This window comes from Streptomyces rectiviolaceus, assembly GCF_039533825.1.
In the GTDB taxonomy this organism is placed as follows: domain Bacteria; phylum Actinomycetota; class Actinomycetes; order Streptomycetales; family Streptomycetaceae; genus Streptomyces; species Streptomyces rectiviolaceus.
Map to the genome: position 1 here is coordinate 1 of NZ_BAAAUG010000099.1, position 24,995 is coordinate 24,995.

A 24,995-nucleotide genomic window follows, 5' to 3' on the forward strand; every position below is an offset into this window, starting at 1 on the left:
CTTCGAGGTGACCGCCGAGCTGCCCGCGGCGGGGGCCGCCCCGCGCGCCGTCGACACCCCCCGGCCGACCACCTCGGCCCGGGAACTGGAGCTGGCCAGGCGGCAGATCAGACGGCGGCTCACGCAGGCGGTCCTGGCCCCCCTCGCGGTCCTCGCCGGGATCCTGCTTCTCATGATCCCCGTCAGCCTGGTCAGTTCGTCCCTTTCGGTCCTCGACCGGGATGTGTACGACGGCCTGACGGCCGGGGAGCCGCGCGGCGAAGTGGAGTCCCGGCTGCCGAGGTTCACCCGGGACGGCCCGCCGGACGGCGCGCCCGCGACGCCGCGCGGCCAGGACTGCGCGTACTACAGCACGCGCCTCATGTCCGGTGACGGCTACCGCCTCTGCTTCGCCGACGGGCGCCTGGTGTCCAAGTCGGTCGTGGGCGACGGCGATTGACGGGTCGGGCACACCCACCGCGGGCAAACGGACACACCCACCGCGGGCAAGGGACCCCGCAGCCTGTGTGACCGTACAGAATCAGTGAGCAGTACCCGCGAACGAAAGGCAGTCATGGCGACGACGCACCACGAACCGGCAGGCCACCTCCCCCTGGCGGGCATCACCGTCGTCAGCCTGGAGCAGGCCGTCGCCGCTCCGTTCGCCACCCGTCAGCTCGCCGACCTCGGCGCCCGCGTGATCAAGGTCGAGCGCCCCGGCGGCGGCGACTTCGCCCGCCGCTACGACACCACGGTGCACGGCCAGGCCAGTTACTTCGTCTGGCTCAACCGCTCCAAGGAGTCCCTCACCCTGGATCTCAAGTCCGAGGAAGGCAGGGAGATCCTGCACGAACTCCTCGCGGGCGCCGACGTGTTCGTGCAGAACCTCGCCCCCGGCGCCGCCGACCGCCTGGGCCTCGGCGCGGACGAACTCCAGGCCCGCTACCCCTCGTTGATCCCCTGCACCCTCAGCGGGTACGGCACCAGCGGCTCCTGGGCGGACCGGAAGGCGTACGACCTGCTCGTGCAGTGCCAGACCGGGCTGCTCTCGCTGACCGGCACGCCCGACGAGGCGGTGCGGGCGGGGATCTCGGTCGCGGACATCGCGGGCGGGATGTACGCCTACAGCGGCATCCTCACCTCGCTCTTCACCCGGGCGACCACCGGGCGCGCACCGGCCGTCGAGGTCTCCCTCTTCGACGCGCTCGCCGAGTGGATGAGCCAGCCCGCGTACTACACACGCTACGGCGGCACGCAGCCGCCGCGCGTCGGCGCCCGGCACGCGACGGTGGCGCCCTACGGACCGTTCACCGCGACCGACGGCAAGGACGTCCTGCTGTCCGTACAGAATGAGCGCGAGTGGGCCGCATTGTGCGAACAGGTCATCGGGCGGCCCGAGTTGACGGACGACCCGCGCTTCGCCACCGGCTCCGACCGGGTCGCGCACCGCGACGAACTCGACGCGATCATCTCTGTACGCTTCGCCGAACTCGGCAGCGAGGAGGCGATGGAGCTGCTCGACCGCGCCAACATCGCCAACGCGGGCGTCAATTCGGTCGCCGAGTTCCTCGACCACCCCGCGCTCACCGAGCGCGACCGCTGGCGGGAGGTCGCGATCCCGGGCGGCTCGTCCCCCGTACAGGCGCTGTTGCCGCCCGCGAATCTGAGCGGCGTCGATCCGCGCATGGATCCCGTGCCTGCCGCGGGCGAGCACACCGAGCTGATCCTCGGGGAGCTGGGGCGCGGCCCGGACGACATCGCCCGGCTGCGCGAGGAAGGGGTCTGCCGGTGAGCGGCGGATGAGAACCGCCCGCGCCGAACCCCGCCCGCGTCAGGCGACGCCGAGCCCCTCGAGCACCACCGAGTTCGGCAGCTCGGCGAACGCCTTGCCCGGCACGATGAGCTTGCCTCGGCGGCGGCCGCTGCCGATCAGGACGTACGGCAGGTCGACCACGGCGGCGTCCACGAGCAGCGGCCAGTCCGCGGGCAGGCCGATCGGGGTGATGCCGCCGTACTCCATGCCGGTCTCGCCGGTCGCCGTGTCCATCGGCGCGAACGAGGCCTTGCGGGCGCCGAGTTGGCGGCGCACGACGCCGTTCACGTCGACGCGGGTCGTGGAGAGGACCAGGCACGCGGCGAGCGAGGCCTCGCCGCCGCGCTTGCCCGCGACGACGACGCAGTTCGCGGACTGCTCCAGGATGTCCTGGCCGTAGTGCTCCACGAAGGTGGCGGTGTCCGCCCACTGCGGGTCGGTGTCGACATGGAGGAGCTGCTCGGCGGGGACGGTCCCGCTCCAGCCGCGCACGGCGTCGGCGACGGGCGCGACCAGGAGGTCGAGGGCCTCGGGCGCGGGGCGGACGTCGTCGAAATCTCCCATGGGTGCACGCATGGCCGCACGCTAACAGGCCGCTCCGGCAAGGGATTCGGGTGTCTCACGGTGCGGGCACCGCCCGGCTCGGCGAGGCCCTGCCGCACTCAGTACGACGAGGCGTGCGCCGGGGGCACCGACACCGACATGGTCATCTCGACCGGCTCGGCGCCCTTGTTGTGATAGCCGTGGGGCACGTTCGCCTCGAACGACGCGGCCGACCCGGCGGGCACGAGGTGCTCCACGCCGTCCACCAGGAGCGTCAGTTCGCCCGCCGCCACGTGCAGCAGCTCCATGGTCCCCGGCGGGTGCGCGTCGGAGTCGCTGCCGTCACCGGGCATCAGCTTCCACGCCCACAGCTCGAAGGGCCCGCGCGCCTCCGTCCCGACAAGCAGCGTCGTGCTGCTGCCCGCCTCCGTTGACCACATCCGCACCGCCTGCTCCGGCGGGACGAGGCGGACGTGAGAGCCCTGCTCGTAGTCGAGGAGCGTGGTGATGCTGACGCCCAGGGCGTCGGCGAGCTTCACGGTGATGCCGACGCTGGGGTTGGTCCTGGCCTGCTCGATCTGGATGATCATGCCGCGACTGACGCCCGCGCGAGCCGCGAGCGCGTCGAGCGTGAAGCCGCGTTCCGAGCGCCAGCGTTTGAGGTTGCGCGCGAGCGACTGAGTCAGCTGGTCGAGGTCCGACACATTCCGTCCAATATTTTGGATGACAGAGTTCAGGATATTGAACTACGGTGTGGTGCACCTAAAGGTTCACCACACTGTACTGCGAGGATCTTCGATGACAGCACTGTTCGCCTTGGCCACCAGCCTGATGTACGGGCTAGCCGACTTCGGCGGCGGACTGCTCACCCGACGCATCCCCGCACTCACCGTGGTCGTCGCCTCGCAGACCATCGCCGTGATCGTCCTCGGCGTGATCGTGGTCGCCACCGGCGGCTGGACGGAGTGGGGACCCCAGCTGTGGTTCGCGGTGGCCGCGGGGCTCCTCGGCCCGGTGGCGATGCTCGCCTTCTACAAGGCCCTGGCCATCGGCCCGATGAGCGTCGTCTCACCCCTCGCCTCCGTGGGCGTCGTCGTGCCGGTGGGCGTGGGGCTCTTCCTCGGCGAGCGGCCGGGGATCCCGCAGTTCGCCGGGCTCACCGTCGCCATCGTGGGCATCGTGCTCGCGGGCGGCCCCGAGCTGCGCGGCGCCCCCGTCCAGCGGCAGGCGGTCCTGCTCACCCTGCTCGCGGCCTTCGGCTTCGGCGCGGTCCTCGCCCTCATCTCCGAGGCTTCGAGCAACCTCACCGGCCTGTTCCTCGCCCTGTTCGTGCAGCGTGTGACGAATGTGGCCGCGGGAGGTGCCGCACTGTTCGTCTCCGTGAAGCGGGGCGGCGTCGCACTCCCCGAGGGCACGGGCATGGGCCTGATCTGGGCGGCGCTCCCGGCGCTCGCCTTCGTCGGCCTGGCCGACGTCGCGGCCAACGGCACGTACTCGATGGCAGCCCAGAACGGCCCGGTCACCCTGGCCGCGGTGCTCTCCTCGACGTACCCGGTGATCACGGCGCTGGCAGCACGGGCAGTACTGAAGGAACGCCTGCGGGGCGTGCAGGCGGCGGGGGCGGGCCTGGCCTTGGTGGGCACGGTACTGCTGGCCAGCTGAGCAACGCCTCACAGGGGCGCCCCGAAGGGGCGCGGGGAACTGCGCGACAAGCCCCCACGCCCCCGCAGCCGACAAAATCCGCGACTACCCCTCCAACTCCCCCAGAGCAAGCAACTGTTCCGGCGTGACCCCATCAGGAATAGGAACAGGCGCGGGCGTCCGCAAAGGCGGCTGCCACCCCGTCTCCGCGTCCCAGCTCCGCACCACGCGGGCAGGCGCCCCGGCCACCACGGAGTGGTCGGGCACGGAGCCCCGCACGACCGCACCCGCGGCCACCACCACATTGCGGCCAAGCTTCGCGCCGGGCAGGATCACCGCGTTCGTGCCGATCCAGCAGCCGGGCCCGATCTCGACGGGCTCCATGCGCGGCCACTGCTTGCCGATGGGTGTGTGCGGATCGTCGTACGAGTGGTTCGTGGACGTCACGTACACCGTGGGCCCGAAGTAGCAGTCGTCGCCGATCGTCACCGTCGTGTCGGCGATGACATGGCTGCCGCGGCCGAGCACGACGCCGTTGCCGATGCGCAGGATCGGGTCGGGACCGAGGTCCAGGTCGGGCATCATCCCGGCGGTGAGAGTGACCTGCTCGCCGATGATGCAGTGGTCGCCGATGCGGATCCACGGCTCCCCGAAGACGGTCCCCTGCGGGAAGGCGAGCTTCGTGCCGTCGCCGAGCGCGCCGAACCGCAGCCGCCCCGGCCGCTGCGCGGTGACGGCTCCCGTGCGCTGCACCCACGCCCAGCCCGCGTGGACGGCGCGCTGGGTCGCGCGGCGCCGCAAGTCGGCGACCGCGGATGAGAACGTGTTCCTGTTCTTCGGCACGCGCTCACGTTACTCAGCCCCGCGCGCCCCGGTGAGCCCGGACCCCTGTGATCTTCACCCCACACGGCGGCCGACCCGCCGCCGTCCCGTACGGTTCCGCCAGGCGCGAGACACGTACGAATGGAGAAATCCGATGAGCCACGAGGCACTCATCACCGGGATCGGCGGCAAGGACCCGAAGATCGATCCGGACGCGTTCACCGCGCCCACCTCGGTGATCATCGGCGAGGTGACGCTGCACGCCGGTGCGAGCGCCTGGTACGGAGCGGTGCTCCGCGCGGACGGCGGGCCGATCGTCGTGGGCGCCGACAGCAACATCCAGGACAACTGCAGCCTCCACGTCGACCTGGGCTTCCCGATGACCATCGGCGAGCGGGTCTCGGTCGGCCACAACGCCGTGCTGCACGGCTGCACGGTCGAGGACGACTGCCTGATCGGCATGGGCGCGACGGTCCTCAACGGCGCGGTGATCGGCGCCGGTTCGCTGGTCGCGGCGCAGGCGCTCGTGCCCCAGGGGATGGTCGTGCCGCCCGGCTCACTCGTCGCGGGCGTGCCGGCCAAGGTGCGCAGGCCGCTCACCGACGAGGAGCGCGCGGGAGTCACGCTCAACGGGACGATGTACGTCGAGCTTGCCAAGGCCCACCGGGACGCCCACGCCAAGTAGCGTCAGTGACGTCAGTCGGCGGCCGCCGGGACGGGGACCGGCTCGGACGCCGCCGTCTGCGCACCGCTTTCGGCCTCCGCCTCGGAGCGCGCCGCCGCCGACTTCTTGGCGCGGCGCTTGACGAGCAGCATGGAGCCGACGCCGATGAGGACGGCGATGGCCAGGCCGAAGTACGAGAACCGCTTGAGCCAGTCCTCGGCGACGACACCGATGTAGTAGATGACGGCGGTGGTGCCGCCCGCCCAGACGATGCCGCCCAGGACGTTGGCGACGAGGAACTTCCAGTACGGCATGCGAAGGACGCCCGCGAGCGGTCCCGCGAAGATCCGCAGCAGGGCGACGAAACGGCCGAAGAAGACCGCCCACATGCCCCACTTCTGGAACGACTGCTCGGCGCTGCCGACGTTCGCCGCGCTGAAGTGCTTCGGGAACTTCCGTTCAAGGCGGGCCAGGAGCGGCCGGCCGCCCTTGCGTCCGATCGCGTACCCGATGGAGTCGCCGATGATGGCGCCCGCGGTGGCGCAGATCCCCAGGATGACGGGGTTGAGCTCGCCGTGCTGCGAGGAGAGCAGCGCCGCGGAGACGAGGACGATCTCACCCGGCAGTGGGATGCCCAGGCTCTCCAGACCGATCACCACGCCGACCAGCGCGTAGATACTGACGGCCGGTACGGTCTCCAGCCATTCCTGGACGTGCAACGCCGGTTCCTCCTGTGCTGGTGTGCCTGTACCCGGCGTGCGCGTTCCCCCCAAGATCGCGCACGCCGGGCAGCCTACCCGCTCACCCGGCGTCGGCCGGGGCTGCACCCTCCAGGCCCGCGCTGTCCCAGAGGTCACACCGGTGCTCACGGGCCACGGTGGTGCTCAGGTCGTTCCCGCCGGCGGACGCGGTGCGCAGCGACAGCACCTTTCCGGGCTGGGTCCGCTGGTCGGGGGCGGTGGGCTGGCCGTCGGCGCGTGGCGCACCGCCGTGGATGAAGGATCCCCAGTACTGGACCATCTGCCCCGCCAGGTCCCGCTGTTCGGCGTTGAGCGGCGTCGGGAGCCCGAAGTGCTTGAAGAGGTACTGCACTTCGTTGACGTGGGTCGCCCCGAAGTCGAACGTCCTGCCCGCCTCGCGGATCGAGGCGAAGGGCGGCGATGTGCGGTCGGCGAACTCATAGGCGTAGACGGGGCCGCGGCCCGCGAGTGTCCTGTCCATGCGCAGAGCCGTGCAGGCGAACATCATGTCGCCCTGTGCGGCCGCGTACGCGTGCGTGGGCGAGGCGTGCTCGGTGACGGGGTAGCGCCCCAGGACCTTGGCGCCAAGGTCCGCGCCGTACATCCGGGTGAGCGCGCCGGGGTACTGCTCCTCGGTGAGCGGCTTGCCCTGGCCGTCGAACTGCCCGTAGGCGAAGAGCCGCCCTTCGTCGCTGTTCGCGCCGTTCAGGACCGGCACACGGGAGGCGCTGCCGTTCTCGTACGCCTCCTCGGGCTGCACCGGTAGGAAGTCACCGCCCGCCACCGGGCCCCAGTCGAACCCGGCCTGCGCCGCGAGGATCTCCTCGGCGGGCTTCTTCCGCAGACAGGCGGGGGCGGTCGCCGGTTCGGGGCAGCCCGCCTTCTTCGCGAAGGCGGCGCCCTGCGTGAGCGCCTCCTCGCGCTCGCGGGCGGCGCAGTCGCCGTAGGCACCGCTCTGCACGATGCCCGCGCGGTAGAGGCCCTTGGCGGTGGGCGAGGCGAGCTGGGTACAGACGGAGCGGCCGCCCGCGGACTCGCCCGCGATGGTCACGCGCTGCCGGTCGCCGCCGAACGAGCCGATGTTGGCGCGCACCCAGCGCAGGGCGGCCTGCTGGTCGAGCATGCCGTAGTTGCCCGAGACGCGGTCGGACGCCTCACCGTCGAGTCCCTTCCCGGCGAGGAACCCCATCGCTCCGAGGCGGTAGTTGACGGTGACGACCACGGTGCCGGTGCGCCGGGCGAAGGTGTCGGGCACGATGTCCTCCCCCGCGCCCGCGGTGAGCCCGCCACCGTGCAGCCAGACCATGACGGGACGCTGCTTGTGGGTCCCCTTGGGTGCGTAGACGTTGAGGTCCAGGCAGTCCTCGGTGTGGCTGGGGTTCTCGTAGCCGGGATCCCAACTCGCGGTCTGTACGCAGCGGTTGCCGAAGGAGGTCGCACCGCGCACGCCCTGCCAGGACTTGGCGGGCCGTGGCTCCTTCCAGCGCAGGTCGCCGACGGGCTGGCGCGCGTATGGGATGCCGAGGAACTGCCGCCCCTCGGCGGTGGATTCACCGCGCAGCCAGCCCGCGTCCGTGCGGACGAGCGTTCCTTTGCCGGGGGCGGCCTGCGCGGCCTGCGCGGCGTTCGGGGTGAGCAGGGCCGCGGCGGCGGCCATGACGACGAAGGCGGACGCGCCCCGTCGAATTCTTCTCATGCGGCTCATGCGGCTCATGCGGCTCACGGCGACTCCCCTGGATGACGTCGAACCACTGGCGGCGGGAAAACTATGGCCGTTGGTGACTCGTGTCAATGAGTCGAGCCGAAAAGAACGGCGCCGCGCCGGTCGGGACCCCCGTGGCCCGGCCGACGTGACGCCGCTGTGTTCAATGAACGTACGGAAGCCGACGCCCGTATGCGACTCAGTTATTGGGGCGCAGCGTCCAGACGACCGTCATCTCGCCGGTCACGGCGCCGTCCTCGCGCTGGATCGCGATCGCCACCGGGAACTCCGGACGCTGCCCCGCGTCCAGCTCGGCGACGACATCGACGGCCGGGCGGCCGAGGGTCGCGGTGGCGGTCACCGGCCCCATGGCGAGCTTCTTGTACGCGATGTCGGCGCTGACGGCCAGGGGCACGGCCCGTGAGAGCTGGTCCCCGAACGCGGCGAGCACGATCGCGCCGCTCGCCGACTCCCCCAGCGTGAACATGGCTCCGGCGTGCGGTCCGCCGACGTGGTTGTGGTAGTCGGCCTGGTCGGGCAGGGCGACCACGGCCTTGTCGGGTGTGGTCTCGCGGAACTCGAGGTTCAGGGTCCGGGCCATCGGCACGGTTGCGGCGAGCATCTCGCCTATCGACATCTGGTCAGCGCTCATGGCCGGGATGTTACCCACCGGTAGCCTTCTTTGGCCAGGAGCCCGCTCGACGTAGATCGCGGTCACCTATCGTTGCTGCGCATGTGGCCAGGAGAGCAGCAGCCCGGGGGCGGGCCGAACCAGCAGCCGAATCCGTACCAGCAGCCGGGGTATCAACAACCGGCGCCATGGAACGCACCCACCGTTCCCGGCGGCACTCCTCAGGCCCCGCAGGGCACTGGCGGGGGCGACGGCGGGAGCAACGGCGACAAGACGAAGGTCATCGCTGTCGTCGCCGCGGCCGCGGTGGTGGTGGCCGCGGGTGTCACCGGCTTCCTGGTGCTCGGCGGCGACGAGGACGACACCGCGAAGCCCGACCCGGCGAAGTCCTCGTCCGCGGCGCCGAGTCCGGCCGGGTCCGAGGACGCCGACGCGCGTGGCGTCGGGGGCGGGCCGAAGCCGACGATCGCGGGCTGGAAGACGGTCGTGAACGCCAAGAGCGGCATCGCCTTCGACGTTCCCGCGCAGTGGATCCCCAAGTCGGCGGACTGGGTCAGCTGGGTGTCGGAGGACGACGACCCCGACGACAAGCCGCTGGTCGCCATGGCCGCGCCGGCGTACCTCAAGGAGAAGTGGTGCGGATCCGACGAGGACCGGGACGGCACCAAGGACTACACGGCCCTCGCGGCCGCGGGCAGCAAGGGCAACCGTGGCGCCAAGAGCACCGAGGAGGCCGCGCGCAAGGACGCCGAACTGTGGGTCTACGGCGCCTACACCCAGCCCGACAAGAAGAAGGTCAGCACCGGCGCCGCACGGCCCTACACGACGAAGTCGGGCATCACGGGCAGCCTCGTGACGGCGTCGTCCAGCGGCGTGATCAAGAAGGACAAGTGCGACTCGGACGGCAAGGCCACGACGTTCGCCTTCAAGAACGCGGACGGTGATTTCGTCTCGTGGTCCTTCAACGGCGCCAAGGGCGTGCGTGACGAAGTCCCGGACGCGACGGTCAAGAAGATCCTCGGTACGGTGCGGGAGATCGAGGTGGAGTCGGGGTCCTGAGCCGACCGGGCTTTCCGGCCGCCCCCGCCCGGGGTGGCCGTGACGTGTCCGCTCCAACACCCCGTATCGTTTCCCGCCATGTGGCCAGGACAGCAGCCGCCCGGGGGCGAGCAGAATCCGCAGGACCAGAATCCCAACCCGTACCAGCAGCCGGGGTACCAGCAGCCGAACCCGTATCAGCAGCCGGGATACCAGCAGCCCAATCCCTATCAGCAGCAGGGGCCGGGACAGCCGGGCCCGCAGCAGGGCCAGTGGAGCGCGCCGACCGCTCCGATGGGCGTGACGGGGCAGCCCGGCGGCGACGGGGGTGGCGGCAACGGCAACAAGACCAAGCTGGTCGCCATCGTCGCGGCGACGGCGGTCGTGGTGGCCGCCGGTGTCACCGGCTTCCTGGTGCTCGGCGGCGACAAGGACGACGAGGCGGACGCGAAGCCGTCCAAGTCCCCCTCCAAATCCGCCTCCAAGAAGCCGGCCGCGGACCCGGCGACCGGTGGCGGCGAGGACGAGCGCGGCACGAACAAGGGCCCGAAGCCGGTGGTCAAGGGCTGGCAGGTCGTGGTGAACCCCAAGTGGGGCACAGCCTTCGACGTCCCTGCCGACTGGGAGGTGCAGACCCCCGACACCTTCATCGGCTTCGAGGACGCGAGCAAGGGCGCCGAGGCGAAGCCGCTCATCACCATGTCCGCGCCCGCGTACTACAAGTCGAAGTGGTGCTCCTCGGACGACGACAAGGACGGCACGAAGGACGACACCGCCCTCGGCGCCGTCGGCACCAAGGGCGCGAACGGCGCCAAGAACACCGACGAGGTCGCGATCAACCAGGTGCCGTGGTGGGTCTTCGGCGGATACACGCAGCCGGACAAGAAGAGCCTCACCGTCGCCAAGAAGGCGGAGCCGTTCACCACGAAGACCGGCATCAAGGGCAGCATCGCGCGCGCTCAGTCGACGAACACGCCGCAGAACGGCAAGTGCGACTCGGACGGCAAGGCGATCACCTTCGGCTTCAAGAACTCCGAGGGTGAGTACGTCGCCTGGAGTCTCTACGGCGCGAAGGGCGTCAAGGACGAGATCCCGGAAGCGACTGTCATGAAGATCCTCAATACGGTGCGTCTGCACGGAGACCCGACCGAGTCCTGAGTCGTTTCGTACGCCGACGGGGCTTGTGCCCTGATGTGCCGACCTCCTGGCGGGGGCAGCGATGACATCAGGCCACAAGCCCCTCTATGGTTACTGCCCATGTGGCCAGGACAGCAGCCGCCCGGGGGCGAGCAGAACCCGCAGGACCAGAATCCCAATCCGTACCAGCAGCCGGGGTACCAGCAGCCGAACCCGTATCAGCAGCCGGGATACCAGCAGCAGCCGCAGTCGGGTGCCTTCTCGCAGCCGGAGCAGCCGCAGTGGGCGGCGCCCACACCACCGCCGATGCCGCCCCAGCCGGGCGGCGGTCAGGGCGGGGACGGAAACAAGACGAAGATCACCGCGATCGTCGCGGCGCTCGCCGTCCTGGTGGCCGCCGGTGTCACGGGCTTCCTGGTGCTCGGCGGCGACAAGGACGACGAGGCGGACGCGAAGCCGGGGAAGAAGTCTCCCGCCAAGTCCGCGTCCCCGAAGCCGAGCCCGACCGACGACGGCGGCTCCGAGCGCGGCACGGGCAACGACCCGAAGCCGACGGTCAAGGGCTGGCAGGTCGTGGTGAACCCCAAGTGGGGCACAGCCTTCGACGTCCCTGCCGACTGGGAGGTGCAGACCCCCGACACCTTCATCGGCTTCGAGGACGCGAGCAAGGGCGCCGAGGCGAAGCCGCTCATCACCATGTCCGCGCCCGCGTACTACAAGTCGAAGTGGTGCTCCTCGGACGACGACAAGGACGGCACAAAGGACGACACCGCCCTCGGCGCCGTCGGCACCAAGGGCCAGAACGGCGCCAAGAACACCAAGGACGTCGCGCGCAATGACTCCGCATGGTGGGTCTTCGGCGGCTACACGGACCAGAAGAAGGCCGACAAGAAGAAGATCAAGATCGGCAAGGTGGAGTCGTTCACCACCACGTCGGGCCTCGAGGGCAGCGTAGCGACCTCCACAACCTCCGGCGTCGCCAAGAATGACAAGTGCGACTCGGACGGCAAGGCCACGACGTTCGCCTTCAAGAACGGCGAGGGTGAGTACGTGGCCTGGACTCTCTACGGCGCCAAGGGCGTGAAGGACGAGATTTCCGATGCCACGGTGGAGAAGATCCTCCGCACAGTGCGGCTTAGCGAGGATCCGCCGGAATCTTGATTCACGACACATAGACACCGTCAAGACATTTATCTCCACAGGCGACTTGAGGACAGCAACGTCAGAATCCGCGCAGTGAATGCCGCGCGTTGACACCCAATCACCGGGCAGCTAACGTCCTCATGCCCCAATGTTCATGCCTAGCAAGAAACGTTCTTTGGGGTATGGCATTTCCATCATTGACCAAGGAGAGAAATGCGAAGGACCCTGCTGTCTTGCCTGGCTGCAGCCGCTCTCGCGGCAACCGCGATTCCGCTGGCGACCTCAACACCGGCGTCAGCCGCCGCAGTCAAGTGCACCAAGCAGACCAAGAAATGGAAGGTGGCAGTAGAGAAGGCGCCAGTCCATTTCAAGCCATCTCAGAACTCGTCCATTGTCCGACACCGCTACAAGGACAACCCGCTTACGAGTTACTGGTCCTGCACCAACTCGTCAGCAAATCCGTGGGTCTGCGTGGCAAGCTGCGTGGTTGACGATGGCGGAAGCGGGGCACCGCGACTTGAGGGCGAGTGGATTTTCCAGCCTCACCTTCGTAAGCGATGACGCACAGGAAAACTGATTGTCAGCGGGCCCAAGTTGAAACGATAGTCGTCGAGTGACCAAGTCCCACCGCTCTGCCTGGGCCGGGCGCAACTACAGCCTGCTGACCGCCGCCGCGATCGTGACCAATCTGGGCAGCCACGGCGCCCTGATCGCGGCGGCGTTCGCGGTGCTCGACTCCGGCGGTGACGGCGGGGACGTCGGGCTTGTGGCGGCGGCGCGCACGCTGCCGCTCGTGCTTTTCCTGCTCATCGGCGGCGCCGTCGCCGACCGGCTGCCGCGCCACCACGTGATGGTCGCGGCCAACGCTCTCAACTGCCTCTCGCAGGCGGTCTTCGCGGTGCTCGTCATCTCCGGCACGCCCCCGTTGTGGTCGATGATGCTGCTCACCGCGCTCGGCGGCACCGGCCAGGCGTTCTTCGGTCCTGCCGCCGAAGGCATGCTGATGTCGACCGTCAGCGGCGAACAGGCGAGCCGCGCCTTCGCGCTGTACCGCATGGCGATGCAGGGCGCGGGGCTCGGCGGCGCGGCGCTCGGCGGTCTGATGGTCGCCGCGATCGGGCCCGGCTGGGTGCTCGCCGTGGACGCGGCGGCGTTCGCGGTGGCCGGAGCCCTGCGGTCGTTCCTCGACGTGAGCCACATTCCGGTGCGCGAACCGGGCGGCGGGCTGCTCTCCGATCTGCGGGAGGGCTGGCGGGAGTTCATCGGCCGGCCGTGGCTGTGGGCGATCGTCGCGCAGTTCTCCGTGGTGGTCGCCGTGGTGGGTGCGGCCGAGGCCGTGTTCGGGCCGCTGGTCGCCCGGGACGAGCTTGGCGGCGCCGGGCCCTGGGGTCTGGCGCTCGGCGCGTTCGGCGCGGGCACGGTCGGCGGCGCGTTCCTGATGATGCGGTGGAAGCCGCGGCGCCTGCTGCTCGCGGGCACCCTCTGCGTCTTCCCGCTCGCGGCGCCGTCGGCGGCGCTCGCGGTGCCGTTGCCGGTGTGGGGTCTGGCGGCGGTGATGTTCGTCAGCGGCGTCGCCATCGAGGTGTTCGGCGTCTCCTGGATGACAGCGATGCATCAGGAGATCCCCGAGGAGAAGCTGTCGCGCGTGGCCGCGTACGACTGGTTCGGCTCGATCGCGATGGTCCCGCTCGCCACGGCGCTCGCAGGCCCGGCGGAGCTCGCCTTCGGGCGTTCGGCCTCGTTGTGGGGCTGCGCGGTGCTGGTGGTCGTGGTGACGGCGCTTGTGCTCTTCGTCCCTGACGTGCGCAATCTGACGCGGCGCGCGTCGTCGAAGGAGGTCGCCAAGGCGGCCGCTCTCCCGCCCGGGCCCCCGCCCGGGCCCCCGCCCGGGCCCCCGCCCGGGCCCCCGCCCGGGCCCCCGCCCGGGACGTCAGCCGATGCTGAAGGCCCCGCCGGGCGGCTCGGGTGACGCGACCGCGTCCTCGTCCCGCACCCGCTTCGCGTCACCGATGAACAGGCGCAGCGCCGCCCCGTGCTCCACCCGCGCCGGGAAGACGTCGGCCGCCGTACGCCGGGCCAGCGCCTCGACGTCGATCGCTTCGTGTGAGGCGACAAGCACGGCGTTGCCGAAGCGGCGGCCGCGCAGCACGGTCGGCTCGGCGATCAGCGCGACCTGCCCGAACACCTCGGCGAAGGTGGCGAGTTGGGAGCGGAGGAAGCCGAACGGCGCCCCGTCGGCGAGGTTCGCCGCATAGAGTCCGCCCGCGCGCAGGGCCCGCTCCGCCGCGCGCGCGTAGGCCACCGACGTCAGATGGGCGGGCACCCGCGAGCCGCCGAAGACATCGGCGACGAGCACGTCCGTGCTGTCGGGTTCCGCCGCCTCCAGCCACTGCCTGGCGTCCGCACCGTGCACGGTGATCCCGGAGTCCGCGGGCAACGGCAGCCGCTCGGTGACCAGTTCGAGCAGTCCCCGGTCCGCCTCCACGACGTCCTGGCGCGAGCCGGGGCGGGTGGCGGCGACATAGCGGGGCAGGGTGAGCGCGCCGCCGCCGAGGTGGATCACGTCCAGCGGGCGGTCGGGATCGTCGGCGGTGTCGATGACGTGGGCGAGCCGCTGCACGTACTCGAACTCCAGATAGGTGGGCGCGTCCAGGTCGACGTACGACTGGGGCGCGCCGTCGACCGTGAGCAGCCAGGCGCGGGGCCGGTCCACGTCCGGCATCAGCTTGGCCGTGCCGTGGTCCACGTCCTTGATCACGGCCATGGCATCGTCCGCGCGTTCGTCCTGGGTCACCGCTCCATTGTGCCCGCCTGCCTCGGGGGTGGATCCCCCGAGGCAGGCGGGCATCGGCGTCAGCGGACCTCGGTCACCGTGCCCGCGCCGACGGTGCGGCCGCCCTCACGGATCGCGAAGCCGAGGCCCGTCTCCAGGGGCATGTCGCGGCCGAGCTCGACCGTCATGGTGACGGTGTCGCCGGGCCGGGCCACGGCGGCGTCGCCGAGGTCGACGTCGCCCACCACGTCCGCGGTGCGGAGGTAGAACTGCGGCCGGTAGCCGGTCGCGATCGGCGTCGACCGTCCGCCCTCCTTGGTGGAAAGGACGTACACCTGGGCGGTGAAACGGCGACTCGGACTGACGCTGCCCGGCTCCGCGACGACATGCCCGCGTCGCACGGCGTCGCGCGGCACTCCGCGCAGGAGCAGCGCCACGTTGTCGCCCGCCTGCGCGGACTCCATGGGCTTGCCGAAGGTCTCGAGCCCGGTGACGACGGTCTCCGTCTCCGCGCCGAGCACCTCCACCCGGTCGCCGATCCGCACCTGGCCGCGCTCGACGGCTCCGGTGACGACGGTTCCGCGCCCGGTGATGGTGAGCACGTTCTCCACCGAGAGCAGAAAGGGCGCGTCGACGTACCGCTCGGGCATGGGCACATACGTGTCCACCGCGTCGAGCAGCGCCTCGATGGCGGCGGCCCACCGCGGGTCGCCCTCCAGCGCCTTCAGGCCCGAGACCCGCACGACGGGCACGGAGTCGCCTCCGTACCCGTGCGCGGAGAGCAGCTCGCGCACCTCAAGCTCGACGAGGTCGGTGAGCTCCTCGTCACCCGCGTCCGCCTTGTTGAGGGCGACGACGATGTGGTCGACGCCGACCTGCCGGGCGAGCAGGACGTGCTCGGCGGTCTGCGGCATGATCCCGTCGAGCGCGGAGACGACGAGGATCGCCCCGTCCAGCTGCGCGGCGCCGGTGACCATGTTCTTGATGTAGTCGGCGTGGCCAGGCATGTCCACGTGCGCGTAGTGCCGGGTGTCGGTCTCGTACTCGACGTGCGCGATGTTGATGGTGATGCCGCGCTGCGCCTCCTCGGGGGCGCGGTCGATACGGTCGAAGGAAACGTATTGGGTACTGCTGCCGGTGCCGCGCTCGCTGAGGACCTTGGTGATGGCGGCGGTCAGGGTGGTCTTGCCGTGGTCGACATGGCCCATCGTGCCGATGTTGAGGTGCGGCTTGGTGCGGATGTATGCCGTCTTGGACATGGCGGTTCCTTCTCCGGAACTCGAAGCTGAAGACCCCGGGGCCCAACCGACCCTCCCCCTATGGGGTCCGCCGGAGTGTCCGGGGAGGGTCAGCGTCGGGCGCCGTCGACGGAAAGTGCGACGCAGAGGAAGACGGCAGCCTTCGCAGCGCCCGCGACTGCGGGCGAAGCTGCGTGAAAGGCGTACCGGAACATGTGGCAGATCTTTGCCGACGGCCGGGGGTACGTCGAATGATTTTCGCCGGGTGGTCCGTGAAGTCCGGGTCGGCGTGAAGTCCGGTGCGGTGTGAAGTCCGGTGCGCTCAGAGGTTCTTCAGTGCCTCGCGCACCGAGAGCGGCGCCAGGCGCCCGCGCCCGCGCTCCCGCTCGACGAAGTCGCGTACCGCGTCCGGATCGGTCTTGGCGTACTCGCGCAGACACCAGCCGATGGCCTTGCGGATGAAGAAGTCGGGGTGCCCCGACTGCCGCACGCAGTAGGCGAAGAGGCGTTCGGTGTCGGTGGCGTCCTTGTACCGGAGCTGGTGGAGGAGGGCGGTGCGGGCCACCCACAGGTCCTCGTCCTCGATCCAGGCGTCCATCTCGGCCTTGAGTTTCGGGTCGGCGGCGACAAGGCCGCCCACGACGTGCGCGGCGAGTGCGTCGACGGTGTCCCACCAGGAGACCGTCGTGACGAGGTGACGGGCGACCGGCAGGAAACCGGACGAGAGGCGCTTCACGTATCGGCGCAGGTAGTCCACGGCGAAGTAGGCGTATTCGCGCTCCGGCAGTTCCCAGCAGCGCAGGGCGATGGCCGTGCAGTCGGCCTCGTCGGGGCGCGGAAGCCCGGCGAGAACCGTGCGGGACAATTCGCGGCGCAGGGGCGCGTGCACGCCCAGGAAGGGAGCGACGTTCTTCAGGTACGCCTGTGCCTGTACGGCCCGCTCCGGATCGGCCGCCGTCGGGTAGAGCGTGGTGAGCCGCTCCATGACGGTGTCCGCCAAGTCGCTGCGCGGGACTGTGACGCTCATGAGACGCACCATACGGCGATCACACACATTTGTCGGTTAGTCTCCCCGGATGCTCGACACCGCCGCCGCCCGCCCGCAGGGCCTTGCCGCGCGCTGCACCAAGGCGCTGCTCTCGCCCTGGTCGCGGCTGTCTCTGCTGGTGGTGCTGCTCGCGGCGGCAGGGACGTGCGTGCTGCTCTTCGAGCCGCAGCGGCTTCTGTCCGACGGCGGGCTCCGGCAGCTCGGCGGCGCCGCCGCCGTGACGGTGTTCGCCGTCGCGTACGGCCTGTGCACCACGGCGTTCGTGCCGCGTCCGCTGCTCAATCTGGCGGCGGGCGCCCTGTTCGGTTCGCAGGCGGGGCTCACCGCGGCGCTCGCGGGCACGGTGCTCGGCGCCGGGATCGCCTTCGGGCTCGGACGGATGCTGGGGCAGGACGCGCTGCGTCCGCTGGTCCGTGGACGCTGGCTGAAGGCGGCCGACGGGCAGCTGAGCAGGCACGGCTTCCGGTCGATGCTGGCGGCGCGGCTGTTTCCCGGGGTGCCGTTCGCGGCCGCCAACTACTGCGCGTCGGTGTCCCGCATGGGATGGCTGCCGTTCCTGCTCGCCACCGGCCTGGGCTCGATCCCGAACACGGCCGCGTACGTCGTCGCGGGCGCCCGCGCGTCGACGCCGACGTCCCCCGCTTTCCTCGTCGCGATGGGCTTCATCGCGGTGACGGGTCTTGCGGGGGCACTGGTGGCGTGGTTCAAGCGCAATCAGCTCCGGGGCCGGTAGGGCCCGAAGGGGCGCCGGGCCGGGACAGCTCTACAACGCTTCGAGGACGGTGGCGTTGGCGAGGCCCCCGGCCTCGCACATGGTCTGCAACCCATAGCGCGCGCCGCGGGCCCGCATGGCGTGAACGAGGGTCGTCATCAGGCGTGTGCCACTGGCGCCAAGGGGATGCCCCAACGCGATCGCCCCGCCGTGCACATTGACCTTCTCGGGGTCCGCGCCGGTCTCCTGGAGCCAGGCGAGCACGACGCTCGCGAAGGCTTCGTTGACCTCGAAGAGGTCGATGTCGTCCAGGCTCAACGAGGCGTTGCGCAGCACCTTTTCGGTGGCGGGCAGGATGCCGGTGAGCATCAGGAGCGGGTCGGATCCGATGACGGCGAAGCTGTGCAGCCGGGCGAGCGGGCGCAGGCCGAGCCGTGCGGCGTTCTCACTGGTGGTGATGAGGACGGCGGACGCCCCGTCGTTGGTGGGGCTGGCGTTGCCCGCCGTGACGGACCAGTCGATCTGGGGGAAGCGCTCGCCGAAGGCGGGGTCCTCATAGGCGGGCTTCAGGCCCGCGAGTATCTCCGGGGTGGTGGCGGGGCGTACGGACTCGTCGCGGGTGACGCCGTCGACCGGGGCGACTTCCGCGTCGAAGAGACCCTGGCCCCAGGCGCGCGCGGCCCGCTGGTGCGAGGTGGTCGCGAAGGCGTCCATCCGCTCGCGGCCGATGGACCACTTGGCGGCGATGAGTTCGGCGCTGATGCCCTGCGGCACGAGCCCTTCGGGGAAGCGCCGGGCGACGCCGGGTCCGAAGGGGTCGGCGCCCGCGGGGACGTTCGACCACATCGGTACGCGGCTCATCGACTCCACCCCGCAGGCGACGGCCATGTCGTACGCCCCGGAGATGACGCCCTGCGCGGCGAAGTGCACGGCCTGCTGGGAGGAACCGCACTGGCGGTCCACGGTGGTCGCGGGCACCGACTCCGGGAAGCCCGCCGACAGGACGGCGTAACGGGTGGTGTTCATGGCCTGCTCGGCGACCTGGTCGACGCAGCCGCCGATCACGTCGTCGACCTGGGCGGGGTCGATGCCCGTGCGCTCCACGAGGCTGCGCAGGGTGTGGGCGAGGAGCTCGACCGGGTGGACATGGGCGAGGGAGCCGTTCGGCTTGCCCTTGCCGACCGGGGTGCGTACGGCTTCGACGATGACTGCGTCACGCATGGTGCGGTCCTCCTAGAGCGCCGGGGAGGCAGCACGAGGTCGCTCCCCCATGACCCCCATGGCGATTACCAGTGAGTAGGAAATCTGGACTCACCATAACCCCGTGAGTTGGAAAAACAAACCCTCCCCTAGACTGCCCGCATGAAGGATGCGCGCCCCTGCTCGATCGCCGACGCCCTCGCCCTTGTCGGCGAGAAGTACTCCCTGCTCGTCCTGCGCGAGGTCTGCCTCGGCAATGGACGCTTCGACCAGCTGGTGCGCAACATCGGCGCCCCGCGCGACATCCTCGCCACGCGCCTGCGCCGCCTGGTGGACGCCGGCGTCCTGGAGAAGGTCGCCTACAGCGAACGCCCGCAGCGCTTCCAGTACCGCCCCACGCGAGCCGGCCTCGAACTGGAGCCGGTCCTGATGACCCTCATGGCCTGGGGCGACCGCCACCTCCGCGAGGACGACGACCGCCCGATGGTCGTCGAGCACGTCTGCGGCCACGAGATGGTCCCCGTGGTGACCTGCGCGGCCTGCGGCGACCAGGTCCATCACGACGACCTCACCGCGCATCCGCAGGCCCCCGGCTGGACGACGAAGGGCCCCACGGCGGCCTGACCGGCGCTCGTCCTGTGGCACCAGTCGGCCCGTTCTTCTTGTGCGCGGGAACGAATCGCCCGCTGCCCGAGTGACGCGACACTCGCTGGGTTCCGACTCGGAGCCCGACGGAGGTCGTTGCCGTGTCCACTGTGGTTGCCAGGCCCGCACCACCGAGTGCGCGGGCGGGAGTGCTGGAAAGCCCGTGGCTGTCCTTCTTCGGACGGCGGCTCGGGCGGTTCGTGGTGTCGCTGTGGGTGGTGGTGACCGCCGCCTTCGTGATGATCCATCTGATGCCCGGGGACCCGGTGCGGTCCGCGCTCGGCATGACGGCACCGGTGGAGACGGTGAACGCGCGGCGGCAGGCGCTGGGCCTGGACGACGGCCTCCTCACGCAGTACTGGCACTACCTGCGGTCGGTGTGCGGCGGCGACTTCGGGACGTCCGTGCTGAGCAACCTGCCCGTGTCGCAGCAGATCGGTGACCGCCTGCCCGCGACCGCCCAGCTGGCCCTCGCGGCATTCGCCGTAGCCATGGTGGTGGCCGTTCCGGTCGGCGTGGTGATGGCCGTGCTGACCCGGGGCGGCCGGCGCAGGGGCGGGGAGCTGGCCTTCACGTCGACCAGCGTCCTCCTGGCGGCCATACCCGAATTCCTGCTGGCAGTCGGGCTCGTCTACGTCTTCTCGGTCCATCTGGGGTGGTTCCCCGTGGCCGGGCGCGGAGGCTTCGGCTCGTACGTGCTTCCCGTGCTCGCCCTTGCCGTTGGCCCCGCAGCCGTACTCGCCCGCATCGTGCGGGTCGAGATGCTTGCGGTCCTCGGCGACGACTTCATCCGCACGGCACGCGCCAAGCGGCTGCCCGCCCGGCGGATCTACGCACGGCACGCGCTGCCCAACGCGCTCACCGCGACGCTGACCATGGGCGGCCTGGTCCTGACCGGCCTGGTGGCCGGGACGGTCCTGGTGGAGAACGTCTTCGCGTGGCCGGGCCTGGGCTCGACGATCGTGCAGTCGATCCAGCAGAAGGACTACCCCGTGGTGCAGGGGATCGTCCTCGTCTACGGGATCGGTGTGCTGACGGTGAATCTGCTGGTCGACGTGTTGCTCGCCGTGCTCGATCCGCGCTCGACGATCCGGGAGGCCTGAGCCATGCGGAATCGGAACGCCGGTAAGAAGATCCTGGCCGTCGTGCGTACGCCCGTGGGGGCCTGCTCGGCCGCGCTCCTTGTGCTGTTGATCGCGCTTGCCCTGTTCGCGCCCGTGCTCTGGGGCGACCGGGCGTCGGCGGTGGACGTGGACGCCCTCCAACAGGGTCCGACCGCCGCACACTTGCTCGGCACGGACAGCCTGGGGCGGGACATCCTCGCCCGCGTCCTCGTCGCGACGCGGCTGTCCCTCGTGCTCGCCGTGACGGCCACGGCGATCGGGGTGGTGACCGGCACGCTCCTGGGAACGGCGCCTTCCGTGCTCCCCCGGTGGGCGGGGCGGCTCGTGACCTCGGCCGTGAACATCGCCGTGGCCTTCCCCGGTCTGCTGCTCGCCCTGTTCTTCGCCATGATCTTCGGGGTCGGGGCGAAGGGGGCGGTGCTCGCCATCGGGCTCGCCATGGCGCCCGCGTTCGCCCGCCTCACGCAGACGCTGTCCGCGGGGATCGCGGGGCGGGACTTCGTGGCGGCGGCGCGAGTGGCCGGGGTGGGGCGGATCCGTCTCCTTCTGCGGCATGTGCTGCCCAACATCGGTGAGCCGCTGGTGGTCAACGCCACCATCAGCGCGGGGATGGCGCTGCTCGCCTTCGCCGGGCTCTCGTTCCTCGGCATCGGGGTGCAGGCCCCCGACTACGACTGGGGGCGGCTGCTCGGGGAGGGGCTCAACCAGATCTACGTCAATCCCACGGCGGCCCTCGCGCCGGGCGTCGCGGTGGTGGTGGCCGGGCTCGCGTTCAATCTGTTCGGGGAGACGGTGGCGGGCGTGGTGGGGGCGCGCTCCTCGGCGGCTTCCTCGGTGCCACCCTCGGCCGCTTCCTCGCTGCCCTCCCCGGTGGCTTCCTCGCCGAAGGCGAAAGGCACGTCGGCGGCGACCCCGGCCGCAGCACCCGCCGAGGGCGACCCCGTGCTGGTCGTGGAGGATCTGCGCGTCGCCTTCCCCGGGCCTGCGGGGCCGGTGACGCCGGTGCGGGGTGTCAGCTTCACCGTCGGCGCCGGGGAATCCGTCGGCGTGGTCGGTGAGTCCGGCTCCGGGAAGAGCCTGACCGCGCTCGGTGTCTCCCGGTTGATCGAGGCGCCGGGAGTGGTGTCCGCGGCCCGCCTGGAGTTCCTCGGGACGCCGCTCCTGGGGACGTCCGACGCCGAGGCGCGCGGGCTTCTCGGTACGTCGCTCGCGCTGGTGTTCCAGGATCCGATGACCTCCTTCAATCCGACCCGGCGCATCGGACGCCAGCTCGCCGAGGTCTCCGAACAGCATCAGGGTCTCTCGCGCGGCAAGGCGCTCACGCGGGCCGTCGATCGGCTGCGCGAGGTGCGGGTGCCCGCGGCCGAACGCCGGGCACGCCAGTACCCGCACGAGTTCTCCGGCGGCATGCGGCAGCGGGCGATGATCGCCATGGGCCTGATGGGCGAGCCGCGCCTGGTCATCGCCGACGAGCCGACCACCGCTCTGGACGTCACCGTGCAGCGGCAGGTACTGCGGCTGCTCGCCCAGGTGCGGGAGAGCGAAACCGGGGCACGGCAACGGAGCGGGGGCGGAGCACGCCAACAGGGAAGGCAGGCCGCGCTGTTGCTGATCAGCCATGACATCACCGTCGTGGCGCAGAGCTGCCGACGAGTCCTTGTGATGTACGCGGGCCGGATCGTGGAGGACCTGCCCACCGCCGATCTGCGCACCGCGGCGAGCCATCCCTACACGCGGGCGCTCCTCGCCGCCGTACCGGCGCTCGACACCGACCGCGGCGCACCCCTCGCGGTCATCCCGGGGCGGCCGCCGGAGCCAGGACAGGTGGGCGTGGGCTGCGCGTTCGCGGCGCGCTGTCCTTTCGCCGACGAGCGGTGCCGGGCCGAGGACCCGGCGCCGCGGGAATTGGGGGCCGTCAGGGGCGCACATCGCGTGGCCTGCTGGCATCCGCAGGGCGCCGAGCCGCCCGCGCCCCGTCTCGGCGGCGGTTCACATGTCGACGTCGAGGCCGCCGGAGGTGGCGCGTGAGCGAGCTGGTCTTTGAACGGGTGAGCGTGCGGTACGGGAGCCGGCGCGGCGGACTCACCGCCGTCGACGGCGTCAGCCTGACCGTGCCGTCCGGCCAAGTGGTTGGTCTCGTGGGCGAGTCGGGATCCGGGAAGTCGACGCTCGCCCGCAGCGCCGTCGGCCTCTCGCCGATCAGCGCGGGACGGGTACTGCTCGACGGCTCCGACGTGCGGCACCTGACGGGGCACCGTCCACTGCAGATGGTGTTCCAGGATCCGTACTCCTCGCTGAACCCGCGCATGAGCGTCGGCGCCTCGATCGGCGAGGCGATGCCGCGCGGTGAACGGGCGAAGGAAAGACGCGCCGAGGTCGCGCGGCTCCTCGAACTGGTCAACCTCGACCCGGACCGGGCCACGGCGCTGCCCGCCCAGCTCTCCGGCGGACAGCGGCAACGCGTGGCGCTGGCCCGCGCGTTGGCCGGACGCCCTGAGGTCGTGATCGCGGACGAGATCACTTCCGCGCTCGACGTGTCGGTGCAGGGTGCCGTGCTCAATCTCGTACGGGACATCCGGCAGCGTCTGGGCCTGTCCATGCTGTTCATCTCGCACAACCTCGCCGTCGTGCGCTACCTCAGCGACATCATCGCCGTCATGTACCTGGGGCGGATCGTCGAGGCGGGCCCCGCCGAACAGGTGCTCTCGGATCCCCAACACCCCTATACCCGAGCCCTGTTGAGCGCGGCGCCGTCCTGGAACACTCCACTGTTCGAGGAGATCGGTGCCGCCGGGACCGCCGACGCCGAGCCGAGCGACCCGCACCGCCCGCCGCCCGGCTGCCGCTACCACCCGCGTTGCGCGCTCGGCCCGCTCGCAAGGGCCGACCGCGACCTCTGCCGCACCGCCGACCCCGCGCAGGACGCCGAGCTGCGTCCGCACCGGGCGGCCTGTCATTTCGCGGGGGAACCCGCCGAGCCCGAAGGAGCCCGAACATGACCACGGCCACGAGCGACGCCGCCGGACTGCACCGGCGCAGCGTCGTCGCCGACACCCACAACGACCTGCTCTGCGCCGTGACCGCCAGGCCCGTCGACCAGTGGGCGGCGTTCTTCCGCGAGCGGTGGCTGCCCCAACTCCTGGCGGGCGGCGTCGACGTACAGGTGCTGCCCGTGTTCATCGACGACACCTACCGGCCAGAGGGAGCGCTGCGCCAGACGCTGCGCATGATCGAGGCCGCGCACCGCCTCGCCGCAGGCAACGCCGACGCGGTCCGGCTCTGCGGTGACGGCGCCGAGGTGGACGCCGCCCTGGACGACGGGAGGATCGCGCTCGTCCTCGCCCTGGAGAGCGCGCCGGGCGTCGCCGAGGACGTCGAACTCCTGGAGACGCTCTACCGGTTGGGCGTTCGGATCGCCTCCCTCGCGCACTTCGGACGTACGCCGCTCGCCGACGGAAGCGGCGAGGACGCGGCCGGGAGCCGGCTGACCCGGGCGGGCGTGGCCGCGCTCGCCGAGATGGAGCGCATCGGCATGATGTTCGACATCAGCCACCTCGGTGCCGCCGGTGTCGACCACGTACTGGAGCTGGCATCCCGGCCGGTCATCGCCACGCACTCATCCGCGCGTGCGCTGCGCGACCACCACCGCAATCTCACCGACGACCAGCTGAAGGCGACCGCCGCGAACGGCGGTGTGGTGTGCGTGAACTTCTTCGCCCCGTTCCTCCACGAGCACGACTACACCCTCGACCGGCTCGTCGACCACATCGAGCACCTCGCGGACGTCGCGGGCCTCGAACACGTCGGCCTCGGCCCGGACTTCGTCCAGGAGGTCATGGCCGACACCACCCCGCCCTGCTGCGCGCACCCGGTGATCGAAGGCGTGCGGACCGACCAGTTCCTGCCCGGCCTCGAAGGCCCCGCCGGGCTTCCGCTGGTGACCGAGGCGCTGCTGCGGCGCGGCTGGGCCGACGGCGACGTCGCGCGGGTCCTGGGCGGCAACGTGCTGCGCCTCTTCCGCGACGGCCTGGGAAAGACCGCCTCCTGACCACCGCCCCCCGACTTCTGATCTCCTAGGAGGTGGCGCACCGTGTCCGCACGCCTGCGCATCGACGACCTGTACGACTTCGCGGTGCCCGAGCAGCCCGCGGTCTCGCCCGACGGCGCCGAGATCGTGTACGTGCTGCGCACCGCCGACCGCGCCGCCGACCGTGACGTGCGCACCTTGTGGCAGGTCGGCGCCACCGGCGGCACACCACGCCAACTGACGCGCGGGCAAGCCGACTTGGCGCCCGCGTGGTCGCCCGACGGGGCCCGTGTCGCGTTCCTGCGCACGCCCGGCGACGGACCCGCGCAGGTGTGGCTGCTGCCCGTGGCGGGCGGCGAGCCCGAGCAGCTCACC

The 24,995-nt window shown here is 71.0% G+C and carries 24 protein-coding genes and 1 pseudogene; 15 read left to right on the plus strand and 10 right to left on the minus strand.

Going from position 1 to position 24,995, the window contains the following annotated elements:
• Both ABD378_RS26860 and ABD378_RS26865 read left to right on the plus strand, forming a co-directional pair.
• A pseudogene (locus ABD378_RS26860) lies at positions 1–439 on the plus strand (sensor histidine kinase); the annotation flags it as partial.
• Between the two features lie 114 nt (positions 440–553).
• Entirely contained in the window at positions 554–1,771 is a 1,218-nt protein-coding gene (locus ABD378_RS26865) for a CaiB/BaiF CoA transferase family protein (RefSeq protein ID WP_344524651.1), read from the plus strand.
• 39 nt (positions 1,772–1,810) lie between these two features.
• On the opposite strand, the gene ABD378_RS26870 is transcribed toward ABD378_RS26865, so the two are convergent.
• The gene (locus tag ABD378_RS26870; RefSeq protein ID WP_344524653.1) at positions 1,811–2,368 is read right to left on the minus strand and encodes a YbaK/EbsC family protein; all 558 of its coding nucleotides are present in this window, start codon (positions 2,366–2,368) and stop codon (positions 1,811–1,813) included.
• Positions 2,369–2,454: 86 nt separating this feature from the next.
• A complete protein-coding gene (locus tag ABD378_RS26875; RefSeq protein ID WP_344524655.1) occupies positions 2,455–3,039 on the minus strand; it encodes a cupin domain-containing protein in 585 nt (194 codons plus the stop codon).
• 94 nt (positions 3,040–3,133) lie between these two features.
• Here ABD378_RS26875 and ABD378_RS26880 point away from each other — a divergent pair, with 94 nt between their 5' ends.
• Complete coding sequence (locus ABD378_RS26880) at positions 3,134–3,997, plus strand: EamA family transporter (protein ID WP_344524657.1); 864 nt, start codon at positions 3,134–3,136, stop codon at positions 3,995–3,997.
• An 84-nt stretch (positions 3,998–4,081) separates the two neighbouring features.
• Here ABD378_RS26880 and ABD378_RS26885 read toward each other — a convergent pair whose 3' ends face one another.
• Positions 4,082–4,819: an acyltransferase gene (locus ABD378_RS26885; protein WP_344524659.1), complete on the minus strand. Its 738-nt coding sequence runs from the start codon at positions 4,817–4,819 to the stop codon at positions 4,082–4,084.
• Between the two features lie 133 nt (positions 4,820–4,952).
• Between ABD378_RS26885 and ABD378_RS26890 the strand changes: the two genes are divergently transcribed.
• Positions 4,953–5,483 carry a gamma carbonic anhydrase family protein gene (locus ABD378_RS26890; protein WP_344524661.1) on the plus strand — a complete coding sequence of 177 codons (531 nt, stop codon included), beginning with the start codon at positions 4,953–4,955 and terminating at the stop codon, positions 5,481–5,483.
• 11 nt (positions 5,484–5,494) lie between these two features.
• Here ABD378_RS26890 and ABD378_RS26895 read toward each other — a convergent pair whose 3' ends face one another.
• From ABD378_RS26895 to ABD378_RS26905, 3 genes are all read right to left on the minus strand, one after another.
• Positions 5,495–6,181, minus strand: coding sequence for a DedA family protein (locus ABD378_RS26895; protein WP_344524663.1), 687 nt, complete (start codon positions 6,179–6,181; stop codon positions 5,495–5,497).
• 82 nt (positions 6,182–6,263) lie between these two features.
• Positions 6,264–7,898: a carboxylesterase/lipase family protein gene (locus ABD378_RS26900; protein WP_344524665.1), complete on the minus strand. Its 1,635-nt coding sequence runs from the start codon at positions 7,896–7,898 to the stop codon at positions 6,264–6,266.
• Positions 7,899–8,103: 205 nt separating this feature from the next.
• The gene (locus ABD378_RS26905; RefSeq protein WP_344524695.1) at positions 8,104–8,541 is read right to left on the minus strand and encodes a DUF4442 domain-containing protein; all 438 of its coding nucleotides are present in this window, start codon (positions 8,539–8,541) and stop codon (positions 8,104–8,106) included.
• Between the two features lie 96 nt (positions 8,542–8,637).
• Here ABD378_RS26905 and ABD378_RS26910 point away from each other — a divergent pair, with 96 nt between their 5' ends.
• The 4 genes from ABD378_RS26910 to ABD378_RS26925 all read left to right on the plus strand — a co-directional run bounded on the left by ABD378_RS26910 (position 8,638) and on the right by ABD378_RS26925 (position 13,822).
• Positions 8,638–9,594, plus strand: coding sequence for a DUF8017 domain-containing protein (locus ABD378_RS26910; protein ID WP_344524667.1), 957 nt, complete (start codon positions 8,638–8,640; stop codon positions 9,592–9,594).
• Positions 9,595–9,672: 78 nt separating this feature from the next.
• Positions 9,673–10,731, plus strand: coding sequence for a DUF8017 domain-containing protein (locus tag ABD378_RS26915; protein ID WP_344524669.1), 1,059 nt, complete (start codon positions 9,673–9,675; stop codon positions 10,729–10,731).
• Positions 10,732–10,830: 99 nt separating this feature from the next.
• Positions 10,831–11,871 (plus strand): DUF8017 domain-containing protein, encoded by a 1,041-nt coding sequence (locus ABD378_RS26920; RefSeq protein ID WP_344524671.1) that lies wholly within the window; start codon positions 10,831–10,833, stop codon positions 11,869–11,871.
• Positions 11,872–12,466: 595 nt separating this feature from the next.
• A complete protein-coding gene (locus ABD378_RS26925) occupies positions 12,467–13,822 on the plus strand; it encodes an MFS transporter (protein ID WP_344524673.1) in 1,356 nt (451 codons plus the stop codon).
• Here ABD378_RS26925 and ABD378_RS26930 read toward each other — a convergent pair.
• The 3 genes from ABD378_RS26930 to ABD378_RS26940 form a co-directional block, all read right to left on the minus strand.
• Positions 13,784–14,617 carry a spermidine synthase gene (locus tag ABD378_RS26930; protein WP_344524697.1) on the minus strand — a complete coding sequence of 278 codons (834 nt, stop codon included), beginning with the start codon at positions 14,615–14,617 and terminating at the stop codon, positions 13,784–13,786. The genes ABD378_RS26925 and ABD378_RS26930 overlap by 39 nt on opposite strands.
• 89 nt (positions 14,618–14,706) lie before the next feature.
• The gene (gene tuf, locus ABD378_RS26935) at positions 14,707–15,885 is read right to left on the minus strand and encodes an elongation factor Tu (RefSeq protein ID WP_344524675.1); all 1,179 of its coding nucleotides are present in this window, start codon (positions 15,883–15,885) and stop codon (positions 14,707–14,709) included.
• Between the two features lie 301 nt (positions 15,886–16,186).
• Positions 16,187–16,891 (minus strand): DNA alkylation repair protein, encoded by a 705-nt coding sequence (locus ABD378_RS26940; protein WP_344524677.1) that lies wholly within the window; start codon positions 16,889–16,891, stop codon positions 16,187–16,189.
• A 49-nt stretch (positions 16,892–16,940) separates the two neighbouring features.
• On the opposite strand from ABD378_RS26940, the gene ABD378_RS26945 reads away from it, so the two are divergent.
• Positions 16,941–17,645: a TVP38/TMEM64 family protein gene (locus tag ABD378_RS26945; protein WP_344524679.1), complete on the plus strand. Its 705-nt coding sequence runs from the start codon at positions 16,941–16,943 to the stop codon at positions 17,643–17,645.
• A gap of 30 nt (positions 17,646–17,675) precedes the next feature.
• On the opposite strand, the gene ABD378_RS26950 is transcribed toward ABD378_RS26945, so the two are convergent.
• A complete protein-coding gene (locus ABD378_RS26950; protein ID WP_344524681.1) occupies positions 17,676–18,845 on the minus strand; it encodes a thiolase family protein in 1,170 nt (389 codons plus the stop codon).
• Positions 18,846–18,986: 141 nt separating this feature from the next.
• Between ABD378_RS26950 and ABD378_RS26955 the strand changes: the two genes are divergently transcribed.
• The 6 genes from ABD378_RS26955 to ABD378_RS26980 form a co-directional block, all read left to right on the plus strand.
• Positions 18,987–19,448: a winged helix-turn-helix transcriptional regulator gene (locus ABD378_RS26955; protein ID WP_344524683.1), complete on the plus strand. Its 462-nt coding sequence runs from the start codon at positions 18,987–18,989 to the stop codon at positions 19,446–19,448.
• Between the two features lie 122 nt (positions 19,449–19,570).
• Complete coding sequence (locus tag ABD378_RS26960) at positions 19,571–20,572, plus strand: ABC transporter permease (protein ID WP_344524685.1); 1,002 nt, start codon at positions 19,571–19,573, stop codon at positions 20,570–20,572.
• Positions 20,573–20,575: 3 nt separating this feature from the next.
• Positions 20,576–22,621 carry a dipeptide/oligopeptide/nickel ABC transporter permease/ATP-binding protein gene (locus ABD378_RS26965; protein ID WP_344524687.1) on the plus strand — a complete coding sequence of 682 codons (2,046 nt, stop codon included), beginning with the start codon at positions 20,576–20,578 and terminating at the stop codon, positions 22,619–22,621.
• Complete coding sequence (locus tag ABD378_RS26970) at positions 22,618–23,592, plus strand: ABC transporter ATP-binding protein (RefSeq protein ID WP_344524689.1); 975 nt, start codon at positions 22,618–22,620, stop codon at positions 23,590–23,592. The genes ABD378_RS26965 and ABD378_RS26970 overlap by 4 nt, the downstream gene beginning before the upstream one ends.
• Entirely contained in the window at positions 23,589–24,641 is a 1,053-nt protein-coding gene (locus tag ABD378_RS26975; RefSeq protein WP_344524691.1) for a dipeptidase, read from the plus strand. The genes ABD378_RS26970 and ABD378_RS26975 overlap by 4 nt, the downstream gene beginning before the upstream one ends.
• 42 nt (positions 24,642–24,683) lie before the next feature.
• Positions 24,684–24,995 (plus strand): TolB family protein (locus ABD378_RS26980; RefSeq protein ID WP_344524693.1); only part of this gene is annotated, 312 nt, incomplete at its 3' end.

Bases quoted from the DNA above. Each gene is read 5' to 3' on its own strand.
- ABD378_RS26890 (WP_344524661.1), top strand. From the start codon at position 4,953: ATGAGCCACGAGGCACTCATCACCGGGATCGGCGGCAAGGACCCGAAG.
- ABD378_RS26920 (WP_344524671.1), top strand. From the start codon at position 10,831: ATGTGGCCAGGACAGCAGCCGCCCGGGGGCGAGCAGAACCCGCAGGAC.
- ABD378_RS26940 (WP_344524677.1), bottom strand. From the start codon at position 16,891: ATGAGCGTCACAGTCCCGCGCAGCGACTTGGCGGACACCGTCATGGAG.
- ABD378_RS26975 (WP_344524691.1), top strand. From the start codon at position 23,589: ATGACCACGGCCACGAGCGACGCCGCCGGACTGCACCGGCGCAGCGTC.
- ABD378_RS26950 (WP_344524681.1), bottom strand. From the start codon at position 18,845: ATGCGTGACGCAGTCATCGTCGAAGCCGTACGCACCCCGGTCGGCAAG.
- ABD378_RS26910 (WP_344524667.1), top strand. From the start codon at position 8,638: ATGTGGCCAGGAGAGCAGCAGCCCGGGGGCGGGCCGAACCAGCAGCCG.
- ABD378_RS26945 (WP_344524679.1), top strand. From the start codon at position 16,941: ATGCTCGACACCGCCGCCGCCCGCCCGCAGGGCCTTGCCGCGCGCTGC.
- ABD378_RS26930 (WP_344524697.1), bottom strand. From the start codon at position 14,617: ATGGCCGTGATCAAGGACGTGGACCACGGCACGGCCAAGCTGATGCCG.
- tuf (WP_344524675.1), bottom strand. From the start codon at position 15,885: ATGTCCAAGACGGCATACATCCGCACCAAGCCGCACCTCAACATCGGC.
- ABD378_RS26965 (WP_344524687.1), top strand. From the start codon at position 20,576: ATGCGGAATCGGAACGCCGGTAAGAAGATCCTGGCCGTCGTGCGTACG.
- ABD378_RS26865 (WP_344524651.1), top strand. From the start codon at position 554: ATGGCGACGACGCACCACGAACCGGCAGGCCACCTCCCCCTGGCGGGC.
- ABD378_RS26880 (WP_344524657.1), top strand. From the start codon at position 3,134: ATGACAGCACTGTTCGCCTTGGCCACCAGCCTGATGTACGGGCTAGCC.
- ABD378_RS26915 (WP_344524669.1), top strand. From the start codon at position 9,673: ATGTGGCCAGGACAGCAGCCGCCCGGGGGCGAGCAGAATCCGCAGGAC.
- ABD378_RS26870 (WP_344524653.1), bottom strand. From the start codon at position 2,368: ATGCGTGCACCCATGGGAGATTTCGACGACGTCCGCCCCGCGCCCGAG.
- ABD378_RS26955 (WP_344524683.1), top strand. From the start codon at position 18,987: ATGAAGGATGCGCGCCCCTGCTCGATCGCCGACGCCCTCGCCCTTGTC.
- ABD378_RS26905 (WP_344524695.1), bottom strand. From the start codon at position 8,541: ATGTCGATAGGCGAGATGCTCGCCGCAACCGTGCCGATGGCCCGGACC.
- ABD378_RS26900 (WP_344524665.1), bottom strand. From the start codon at position 7,898: ATGAGAAGAATTCGACGGGGCGCGTCCGCCTTCGTCGTCATGGCCGCC.